The following is a 10,069-nucleotide window of genomic DNA, read 5'->3' on the forward strand; positions in this document are numbered from 1 at the left end:
AAAGGCACGCATCAAATCTATCCTCCGAGGTTGTGGAACATCAGAGAGTCAGTTAAGTTGCGAACGACACGAAACGTTCACGAGTTATTTTCTCACAACAGATATTTTACAAAACGGGGGAGTGATATATCAGGCCTCTGCAGGTAATCTAGAAGTTTGCTCTTGTACCTGTAGACTCGTAGAAATGTGGGACAAGAAATCCACAGAAACTGATACCTCCGACGATACTCAGCCACAAGAGACGACTTGAAGTTGGTAGTCCACGGCGCTTTGTATCGAAATAAGTGATTCCACCGAGGATTGATGAGGCGAGCAACCCACCTACCAAGAGAATTCCGAGATAGGTCATATAATATCAATTCGGAGGTCGGTACTAAATCCCTGTCACTACGGTTATGACTTCATCTGTACTGAACGATTTGTCGTTCACCTGTGCTGAACGACCGACGCTGTGAAAATATCAACTTCTAAGGATTTCAACAAAGCCGAATCAGCTTATCTGAACACTTCGCTATAGATCGGCCAACCGATTAAATAAAACGCAGTAAATAATTGAATTATGTATAGTGAAATACCATATAGTATGAATCCCCCAGAACCAATCTCGATCGCGATACCTGCTAAGAGAAAGGCGATTAAACCGAGAAACCACTCTTGTAAGTCCATGTGAGTCAAAAATGTAGTTTATAATAATCCCTATTTATTCTTTCTAAAGGATATTGTTATATTAGATTATCTGTACCTTCATCATCAACGATTTGCCAATCATCCTCGATTACACCACTGAACGATATAGTAGCTGGCCCTACTCCACCTTCGATACCATCAACAGATGCACCAAAGGGATTAGCTGACCAGGTATGCTTATAACTTCCGTAGATGGTTCCTGGGTTACCATTAAGATTGGTTAGGGATTGAGCTAGTAGGATATTTTGAGAGGTATCTGTATAGATGGAGTCTAAGTCTACAACACCACCGACTCCCCCAGAACTTATGGCAGCAGGATACAATCCGATCGTCCCCCCTTCAGAGGGACTCATTTGTAGACTTGCTTCACCAACGTTTGTCCATTCATTACCGTCATAAGTGATTACTGTGGCATCTTCCGCCCACGTACCGTATCCAGATGGTGCGCCTGTACCGTCTAGGGTTGTGATAACCTGTACTCGAACTCGATCGTCCCCTTCGGGGTCGTCAAACACATTGACCATTAAATCCGCGTAGGTTTCTAGATAGCGCGCATCAGGACTGATATCTGAGTTATCTTCTGACTTAAACGTCTTCGAGCTCGTTGTGACATTGTAATCATAACCGGTTTCCGCCATCACTTTGTGTACACCATCTTCGCCGTTGTCGTTATACGCTTCCAAGACTCTGGAATCTATATCATTCAATGAGGTTAAACTCGTTTTTTTACCACTAGCTGTTCCAACGAAACTGACTGTAGCAAGCCCGGCACCGAACTTTTTCAGGGTCTGCCGTCGCGTCTGGTTTGGTTTGTCGGTCATGGGTTTCCCCAATCGATTATTTAATACAGGGTGTATTTACATTAACCATTGATTGAATAATCATGAACTGAATATCTTTTCGCCTTTTTCATATTTTCAAGTAATGAATTGGCTTCTCATACTCGTCGATCAAGAACGCAGCAGCGTGGACTACCTCGAAGGAGTTCGGAGTCCAGTGGTTCCATTTCGCCTTCGGGTGTGTGATCTACAACATGTGGCTGCTGGTCGATTTCCTCACCCAAGAGCGCATTGGAGTCATCAAAACTCGGAAGAAGCCACGGATAACGCTCAGCCGGTTTCTTGATTGGCTGGACAGAGAGCTGATCACACTCATTTAGAGCTCGGTCTGGGTTAGCCTTTCGCGAGAGGTATCACTCTTTGCTGAGGTAGATTTCGACCGATAAGTTTGTTTAGTATAATAATCTATCTCTATGATAGCAATTAGAGCGTAATCGCGGCTATTTCTAGCGGGTACTGGTCCGAATAGAGTCGATCCCGTGAACGTTTTGACCGGCATTCGCAACTCCACGGGTCTGTTGAGTTGCGAACGACACGAAACGTTCATGACTTCTTTTTCCACTACGAACACCTAACAAAGCATGAGGAGACGTGCCAAATTCCAGTCGGTTACATAGAAATCCACTCTCGTATCCAATTCGACATCGGTTCCATTACGAGAAACAATTGTACCCTATCCAATGCTGGATCAGTTACAAATTATTATGAGCAAGCAGGACCACCGCTACTGTAATTAATACGACATGGAACCGATTACACTTGGGCTACCCACCGACCTCCTCGAAGAGTTGGATGCTGAGTCGAACGAAGTTGGATTTAGTACCCGATCAGCGTTCTCGCAAGGACACAAGGATTCCGACAGCTGCTGCTAGCACCAATCCTGTCGCCAAAAGTCCAGCTAGATATACTGGGTTCGAACGATCCGGATTGATGACAAAAAGCATCAGTACGAACGCGGACCCAAGGGCAACGATGGTCATTGCTCGGGCGTCCGGATCGTACAGATCGCTCAACATTTTAACCATTTTCACCATTAGTTCATATGAACTCTACCACACAATAAGTGTTGTGGAGTGATCTCGCCTCCTACAATTGGCGGTAGTTGGCGTACGAATACTCTCATTCCGGTGGGCCACTCCTGATAGTCATAATCACCCCGTACCCGCCCCCAACAGCTGTAACGAGGACAGTTGCGAGGAAATATATGCCACTGTATCCAGGCGTATTGTGATAATATCCGTTGAACAGGAAGCCGAGCATGAGGGCTGCTGAAGCGATCATTACGACCCACCAGTCGTCTATCGAAATTGTGTCTGAAAGCATGGTTCCGGTAAACTTCTGGGGTCGTGAGATCGTTGGCTACTGAGGATTGACTCCCGGCACACCGATAACGTTCGGGAGGAAGAAGACCACCTCAACACCTTCCCCCTCATTGTTGTTGTCGATGATCTGCCAGCCTGCAGCGAGGATAATGGCAGCGCACTCAACGACTAATGCAGCGGGCACGTTCCCCGTAGCAGCGGTGAGGAGCGCAGCGACCTGAGAGACCGCAGTACCAGCGATGAGCAGGTCGATGAGCTCACGAGTGTTACAGTGGTCAAGCTTGAACGTGTGTTTGTAGCCGTTGTACTGTAGTTTGCCGTTGTAGCCATTCTGCCCCGCACATGAGTCCTGCCTGGTGATAGTTGGGACGTCTTCCACGATCACCTGGCCATCCTTCATTACGAAGTTGGCCTCTCCGTTGCGCTTGGCCTTGTTCATCCCCTCGACTGCTTCGAAGATGTACTCATCGTCTTTCGAGCCGTGGTACTCGAGGAACCCATCCTCATTGATGAGATACCCTTCGCTCCCCTTCTTCATGGGTTTCGCTGCTCCAGTGCCCGAAGCTAGCAACCCGGTGAGCCCGAGTCCACCGAGACCGACTGTGGTTCGCACTACATCTCTACGCGTTCTCTTATTGGGCATGGTTTGACACCATACACAGTACTAACTCCGGGTAGTATTCATGCTATTGTACTGGAAAAAACGGGTAGCAAATAGGCCTCTCAAAAGGAAGTACCCCTACCAATTTTAGGCAGTTCTCCCAATGAGTGGCTCCCATAGCGTTATTCCATTCTTAATTTCAATTACGGCCAGAGGCTAATGTTTAATATTGGGTATAGGAATTAGTCACTATGGCCCCTCCCACTTCTAAAGACTTCGCCAACGTCCTCCTCAAACGGTACGAGTGTCTTCATGCGCTTGTTGAACACCCGCAACGGCTCTGTTGAAATCCCATTATTCAGACATAAAATCGTGTGAAACGGCTGTAAATGAGAATTGTATGCTGGCTTCAACTGGGTTAGTGTCGATTAGTTGAGAGTTGCTTCAATGGAACCCAATAAAGCCGTATATTATTTTCAGAGAGTGAATGTGAAAGATCGGCCCAGAAGTTACTTAGGATCTTCACGGCGTTTATATTCAATACCATTCTGGACTAATATATCCTCAACATCTGATAGAGTATCTGTTTCACTCTTAGACCACGTCGGCATCAATTGAACTACTCGGAGTTTTTCAGAGTCATTCTCCTGATACTGTATGATCATGTGTGGATGACCGATCTTATTTGGTTTGGACAAGATGATCTGTTGGATTGTTCCAAACTCAATTTTAGTTTCGTCAGAGACTCCAAAATACCTATTGTAGACATATTTCCCAGATAATAATAAAAACCCCAAAAGTACACCGCTAACTAATCCATTTACCGCGACTTCTCTGACAAATATACTAGTGTTAAAAACAATCGACAATATCAGATAGAGAGCTGTTGTTGACAGAATTATTTGTAGTGTATGGCTATTTTTCAGGAGACGCTTGGCTCTAGTGATTTTGTTACTTTCGATCTCGATATAGTCATCATGGACCACACAATGTCCCGGAAGAATTTGGAATTGATCCATGAGCGAGATTATAACAGCCGATTAAATTAGGGGACGAATTACCCAATCAAAATGGTTTGGATCTATGGCGCTCTTGCTTAACGTGGAAACACCAATATATTTCACTAATACTCACGCGGATTTTCATCTAAAGTACGCAGATCGACCGCTCAGAGTGACCGGTCGAGATTATGAACGAGACAAGCGATAGTGAGTTCACGGAACTGTTTCCACCAGTGTCGTGATCGAACGAACGCACCGTACTTTCGCTTGAGCGTGGAGTTCACACTCTCGGATTGACTCCGCTGGCCGTAGAGATCAGCGTCTAAGCGAGCGTTCCATGCCTTGTGGAGTGATGTGAACTCACGATGCTTGATTAGTGGCCGAATCTCGTGTTGCCGGGCGAGCCGTCTGATTTTCTGATCGTCGTAGCCTTTGTCTCCGAGGAGAATGCCAATATCCTCGGAGTTGCGCTTGATCAACGACGGCGCAATCTGGCTATCGTGTTTTCGTGTTGTCGTCACGTGGAGATCGAGGATTGCGTTCACTTTCGTATCGACCAGCAACGTCACTTTGAGCTGCTGAATCGTGAGTTCAGCTCGTTTCGTGTAGTGTTTCGAAGCGTGACTGCGGTCAAACCCTGACGCATCAACACCAACGATACCGCTCGTCGGAAGTAGCGTCGCTGAGAGAGTCAATATAGCACGCCATACAGCCATATCAAGTCGATTGAACGCTTTACAGAGCGTTGATGGCGTGGGAAGTTCGGCTAATCTAAGAACTCGACGAATGCGTGGCATCTCGATTAACTCATCAAGCAGGCCACGATAGGTCGTGTTCTTCCGAACTTTGAGACAGAGCAGAACAACGTGCTGGGGAAGTGTATAGCGGTGTTTGGAGAATTTCGAGGAGTACCGAGAGACAGCTCGCCGTGCCAGATGGATCGCCTTCTCAGTAAACCGGAGAATCTGCGACTTCGGGAGGGACTTCATCTCATTGAATTACACGGCGAACATGTAACTCTCTGAGGATTTCAACAGAGCCAACCAAGCAAACACAGCTTTCGCTGACATCACATTCCCAGTAGGTCCCTTCCAGATCACGGAGCTCTTCGAGGGGGCGAACGGGGATCGCACCGATACGCCTATTCTGGCGAACGGCCACCTACTCGTTTCCCGTACAAGTGATGGAGACGACCCCACAGGTGTCTTTGCACTCAACCCTGAAACAGGCAGTCAGCGGTGGCAGAACACCGACTACGTCGACTACACGACCCCATCAGTCTACGGAAAGACTGCGATCATCTCTGGCGGCGGAACGACCGCTGCCCTAAACATAGATACTGGGAGAGTTCACTGGACGCAATCGATCGGTGGAAGCGGGTTATACAAGAAACATCTCAAACTCGAGGATACGATTATCGTCAGTAGCGGCTCTGGCCAGAATCTTGCTGGATTACGCGCTCAGACCGGCGATGTCCAATGGGAATCCTCACCGTTCGGTGTCATCTATGGACTCGCAACTGATGGGAGTCGAATCGTCTTTTCCCACACAGGTGATGATGAATCCGGGCTCGTTAGCTTCGACCCGTCCTCCCAAGAAGTCGTTTGGACGGTTCACAGTCTGTCAGGTGTAAGCCAACCCGTCATCGGCGGTGAGCTGGTCCTATACACAAATGTCGACACGGGGACCATCCATGCGTTCGATGTTGAGGGTGGAGAAGAGCAGTGGCAGTATCCGACAGAGGATGATGTAAGCGCACCGCCAGCAGTTGACCAGAACGCAGGTCGAGTCTTCGTCGTGGGACCAAACAGCGGCTTGCACGTCCTCGAGTTGGAGTCTGGCGAACTTCTGTGGAGCGCAGAATTGCCTGGTTCGAAACAGCCGCTCGTGACGCAGAACGCTGTTCTGACCACGGCCGGAAAATCCATCTTCCAAGTACTACGGGAAGACCAGTCCACTACCGAGATCGCGACATCTGGAAAATCAATTTCGCCACCACTCTCGATCGGGAGCGACCAGATTTTCCTCACTGCCCGGAGTAGCGAGGATAGCGGCGCTCTCACCTGTACTGTCGCCCAGCAGACGTAATAATAGCTTCCACCCCCGTCTCCACGTATGCCCACGTCCACAATCGCACGAACTGAATGCCGGCGGTATCTTCGCGGGAAAGGCCCGTGGATTGTCGTCCTGTGCTTCATCGTCTTCAGTCGAGTAACCACGCAACCAGAACCTGCAGCCGCTCAAATTATCGATAACGCGATATCGCTGATCCACGCACAGCCTGCGGTCGCATTTATTGTTCCATTCGCCGCTGCCATCATCAACTTTCGAGCCATCACTCAAGAACGCGAATCCGGGACCGCCCGAATCCTCCTCGGTACTAAGACGACCCGCCCACGTCTCGTTCTGGGGATGGTTCTCGGACGCGGGACGGCACTCCTCGTTCCAGTCCTGGCATCTACCGTACTCATAATTGGGTACGATACGCTCCAGTACGGCCAGTTTTCCCCACTGTTGTCCCTCGGGTTTCTCGCGCTCTCGACGGCGTACGTGTTCGCATGGACCGGGTTGATCGTCGGACTCTCGGCCGCCAGCTCGTCGACGACCCGCGCAGTCATCCTCGGAACCATCGCAACTATCGGTCTAACACTTTGGAACGGCATCACGCTCCCGTTCGTATGGCAGATCGCAACTGGCATTGCCCCCGGAAGCGAACTCGCGCACCCCAGAGCGTTCGCGAAAGCAGGTTGGCTCTCACCCGCCAGCGCCTTCCAAGTCCTCACAAACTGGCTGTTCAATGTCCCTATCGGCACCGACGTAGCCGTCACACAAGTCGCCGATGCCATAACCCAATCCGGGGAGCTCGCCCCGACACCCCCGCCGCTCTCACCGTGGTGGGCGCTAGGATTCCTACTAACGTGGCCGGCGCTCGCACTGGTCAGCGGGGTCATGCTATTCCAGCAAGGCGACCTCGCCCCAGGTAGTCAGTCCGAACCGTTCCGTCGCCTCCTCAATGCCGTGCCATCGATGCCCCGGTTCAGTAGACCACGCTCCGCCTGGTTACCCGAGCGCGGTTACGTCATCGATTCACTGCCCGGCTCTTGGCAGCCCCTCGCCCGCCGAGAATTCCACCGAGTCGCCCGCAGCCCGCTCGTCTGGGTGGCAGGTGGGCTGGTATTCATCACCGCCTTCCTCAGTCTCTCACAGCCTACGCAGGTCCAAGAAGCACTCGGCTCCCGCGTCCCGCTGGCTGCCCTTCAGACACCGCTGGCGTTCATCGGTGGAACCAGTGTGCTCTTCGGAACGTTTCGATCTGTAATTCATGATCGGGACACGGGTGCAATTCGTTTCACCGCCGGCACCGCGACCTCACGCATGGAAACTCTCGTTGGCTTCACTCTCGGCCGCGCTGCCGCATTCACTGTTCCAATAACCCTCGCAGTCACTCTCACCTGTCTGGTCGCAATTCCACAGTACGGCGTCGTTTCCCTCGCCAAACTCGCAGTTTTCCTCTCGTATACCGTCCTATTCGTCGCTATAATTGCTGGAATCGGCGTATCGCTATCAACGATACTACAGAGTCAATCCGTTGCCGGATTCGCAGTCCTCATCTTTACTGCAGTCCACTTCACGTGGTTCCAACTCTCGAACACGCTTTACGAACTGATCTCGGGAACGAGTGTCTCTGGGTTCTCCCCACCGAATAATCCCCTCTACGTGGTCATCCGCTGGCTCGCACCCTTCCAGCTTTCGAACGTCGTAACGAATGCGATCATCGGCGTTCCGAACTCGGCAGCTCCCGCTGCCGCCGTCATCAGTGAACTCCAGCCGAATCAGGTTTCAAATCAAGTGGTCGTACGATTACAGTATGGGTCCGACGTGCCCGTCTGGTACCTACATCCATCCATCGCGTTTACTGAATTACTCCTGTGGGCGCTCGTTCCCTTGGCGGTTGCTGTCCCGGTCTACCGTCATCGAAGCATCGACTAGTCGGCTCGGGCGTCAGCCAATTCAACGAAGGCGTCCTCGATCGTTCCTTGCTTGATGTCGAACGACTGAATGCTCATCCCAGCTCCTTCCAGCCTCTGTAGCACCTGATAACAGGCAGTCTGTGGACACGTAACCACGAGTTCGCCAGCCTCGTAGATAGCGTCCTCGACGCCATCGAAATCACGGATGCCTTCCACCGCCAAATCCTCATCAGCTGTTAGGATGTGAAGCCGAGTTTTCACGCCAGCCACGTCTCTAAGTTCGGTCGGCGTACCTTCGGCAATCAATTGGCCATTAGCGAGCAGGCCGACTTGGTCGCAGACACGCTCAACTTGATCAAGGACGTGACTGGAGAAGAAGACGGTCGCGCCGCGGTCCCGTTCGGCCTTGACGACGTCTCTGACGAGTCGGACGCCGTAGGGGTCGAGACCGGAGAACGGCTCGTCGAGGATGAGGAGCTCGGGCTCGCCGGCGATCGCCATCGCAAGCCCGAGTCGTTGCTGCATCCCCTTCGAGTAGCCGCCGGCGCGTTGGCCGATTGCGTCACCGAGGCCGACGCGGTCGAGAGCCGCTTCTGGGTTCCCGGTCGCGTCGTTGGCGTCGAGAACGTACTCTACGTGCTCGCGGCCCGTAAGGGTGCTGTAAACGCCGAACCGATCGGGGAGGATGCCAGTTCGAGCGTGAATCTCGCTGGCGTCTTCTTGGGCGTCCATTCCGAGGACTGTGATGCTACCTGTGGACGGGCGCGTGTAGTTCATCAGCATGTCGATGGTAGTGGACTTTCCCGCACCGTTTGGCCCGAGGAATCCGTAGACGATACCGTCCTCGACTGTGAGATCGAGGTTCACAACAGCCGGTTCGCCACCGTAGCGTTTGGTGACTCCGTCCACTTGGATCGCAGTCATTGTACTCCCTCCAGTGGAATGTCGAGACCACGAATCGGATGTGAAGGGCCCACTTGGAGGACCATATTCTCGACACGGCGAATACGTGTAAAAAGTTTCCCGTTCAGTAGGCGGTCGCGTTAACTTAGAGGATGAGGCGCTCGACTTCAGAGTGCTTATGGCCGAAATCGAACGCCTCAGCGAACGTATCACGTGGATCGACTTGTCGTTTGTGGAGCGAGATCGAACGCCGCGCTGGGCGATTGAACTAGGGATCCGCAGTCACTTAGCCGGTATGTCACTGCGCGAGGTAAGTAAGCATCTTGAACTGTTTGGAATCAGTCGAAGTCACGTCGCGATCCACAACTGGGTTCATAAGGCCGATCTACAGCCGATCTCGACCGTCTCCGAGGATCAACTCGCGGTTGACGAAAAGATGATCCGCCTCCACGGCCAGAAGTTCTGGCTGTACGCCGCGGTTGATCCACAGACGAACGAGATCCTTCACTTGAGCCTCTATCCGACCGCAAATAAACAGACAACGCGATGGTTTCTCACCGAGCTACACCGGCGCTATCAGCTGAATAACGTCGAATTTCTCGTCGATGACGCAGACTATCTTGGATCAGTTCTTGCTGAAGACGGGTATCGATTTCAAATCATTCGACATGGAAATCGGAATGCTATCGAACGTGTCTTTTGGGAGAYAGAACGACGAACATCATCATTTGCGAATAGTTTCAGC

The 10,069-nt window shown here is 51.3% G+C and carries 9 protein-coding genes; 3 read left to right on the plus strand and 6 right to left on the minus strand.

Going from position 1 to position 10,069, the window contains the following annotated elements:
• Window positions 1-722: 722 nt before the first annotated feature.
• The 5 genes from AMR74_RS18805 to AMR74_RS17985 form a co-directional block, all read right to left on the minus strand.
• Window positions 723-1,508, minus strand: coding sequence for a hypothetical protein (locus tag AMR74_RS18805; RefSeq protein WP_139043042.1), 786 nt, complete (start codon window positions 1,506-1,508; stop codon window positions 723-725).
• Window positions 1,509-2,645: 1,137 nt separating this feature from the next.
• The gene (locus AMR74_RS18815; protein ID WP_139043043.1) at window positions 2,646-2,849 is read right to left on the minus strand and encodes a hypothetical protein; all 204 of its coding nucleotides are present in this window, start codon (window positions 2,847-2,849) and stop codon (window positions 2,646-2,648) included.
• A gap of 36 nt (window positions 2,850-2,885) precedes the next feature.
• Entirely contained in the window at window positions 2,886-3,386 is a 501-nt protein-coding gene (locus tag AMR74_RS15900; RefSeq protein ID WP_053773033.1) for a hypothetical protein, read from the minus strand.
• A gap of 572 nt (window positions 3,387-3,958) precedes the next feature.
• Window positions 3,959-4,468 (minus strand): hypothetical protein, encoded by a 510-nt coding sequence (locus AMR74_RS18820; protein ID WP_137692886.1) that lies wholly within the window; start codon window positions 4,466-4,468, stop codon window positions 3,959-3,961.
• A 149-nt stretch (window positions 4,469-4,617) separates the two neighbouring features.
• Entirely contained in the window at window positions 4,618-5,439 is an 822-nt protein-coding gene (locus AMR74_RS17985; protein WP_077152424.1) for an IS5 family transposase, read from the minus strand.
• A 514-nt stretch (window positions 5,440-5,953) separates the two neighbouring features.
• Here AMR74_RS17985 and AMR74_RS19990 point away from each other — a divergent pair.
• On the plus strand, window positions 5,954-6,538 hold the full coding sequence (locus AMR74_RS19990) for an outer membrane protein assembly factor BamB family protein (RefSeq protein WP_394324743.1): 585 nt from the start codon (window positions 5,954-5,956) through the stop codon (window positions 6,536-6,538).
• Window positions 6,539-6,565: 27 nt separating this feature from the next.
• Window positions 6,566-8,440 (plus strand): ABC transporter permease, encoded by a 1,875-nt coding sequence (locus tag AMR74_RS15905; protein ID WP_053773034.1) that lies wholly within the window; start codon window positions 6,566-6,568, stop codon window positions 8,438-8,440.
• Here AMR74_RS15905 and AMR74_RS15910 read toward each other — a convergent pair.
• A complete protein-coding gene (locus AMR74_RS15910; RefSeq protein WP_053773035.1) occupies window positions 8,437-9,345 on the minus strand; it encodes an ABC transporter ATP-binding protein in 909 nt (302 codons plus the stop codon). The genes AMR74_RS15905 and AMR74_RS15910 overlap by 4 nt on opposite strands.
• A 157-nt stretch (window positions 9,346-9,502) precedes the next feature.
• Here AMR74_RS15910 and AMR74_RS17995 point away from each other — a divergent pair.
• Window positions 9,503-10,069, plus strand: a 567-nt coding sequence (locus AMR74_RS17995) for an IS6 family transposase (protein ID WP_077152431.1), incomplete at its 3' end; no start/stop codon positions are given.

The sequence above is a fragment of the Halorubrum tropicale genome, assembly GCF_001280455.1.
Taxonomy (GTDB): Archaea; Halobacteriota; Halobacteria; order Halobacteriales; family Haloferacaceae; genus Halorubrum; species Halorubrum tropicale.

Bases quoted from the DNA above. Each gene is read 5' to 3' on its own strand.
- AMR74_RS18805 (WP_139043042.1), bottom strand. From the start codon at position 1,508: ATGACCGACAAACCAAACCAGACGCGACGGCAGACCCTGAAAAAGTTC.
- AMR74_RS18815 (WP_139043043.1), bottom strand. From the start codon at position 2,849: ATGCTTTCAGACACAATTTCGATAGACGACTGGTGGGTCGTAATGATC.
- AMR74_RS15900 (WP_053773033.1), bottom strand. From the start codon at position 3,386: ATGAAGAAGGGGAGCGAAGGGTATCTCATCAATGAGGATGGGTTCCTC.
- AMR74_RS18820 (WP_137692886.1), bottom strand. From the start codon at position 4,468: ATGGATCAATTCCAAATTCTTCCGGGACATTGTGTGGTCCATGATGAC.
- AMR74_RS17985 (WP_077152424.1), bottom strand. From the start codon at position 5,439: ATGAAGTCCCTCCCGAAGTCGCAGATTCTCCGGTTTACTGAGAAGGCG.
- AMR74_RS15905 (WP_053773034.1), top strand. From the start codon at position 6,566: ATGCCCACGTCCACAATCGCACGAACTGAATGCCGGCGGTATCTTCGC.
- AMR74_RS15910 (WP_053773035.1), bottom strand. From the start codon at position 9,345: ATGACTGCGATCCAAGTGGACGGAGTCACCAAACGCTACGGTGGCGAA.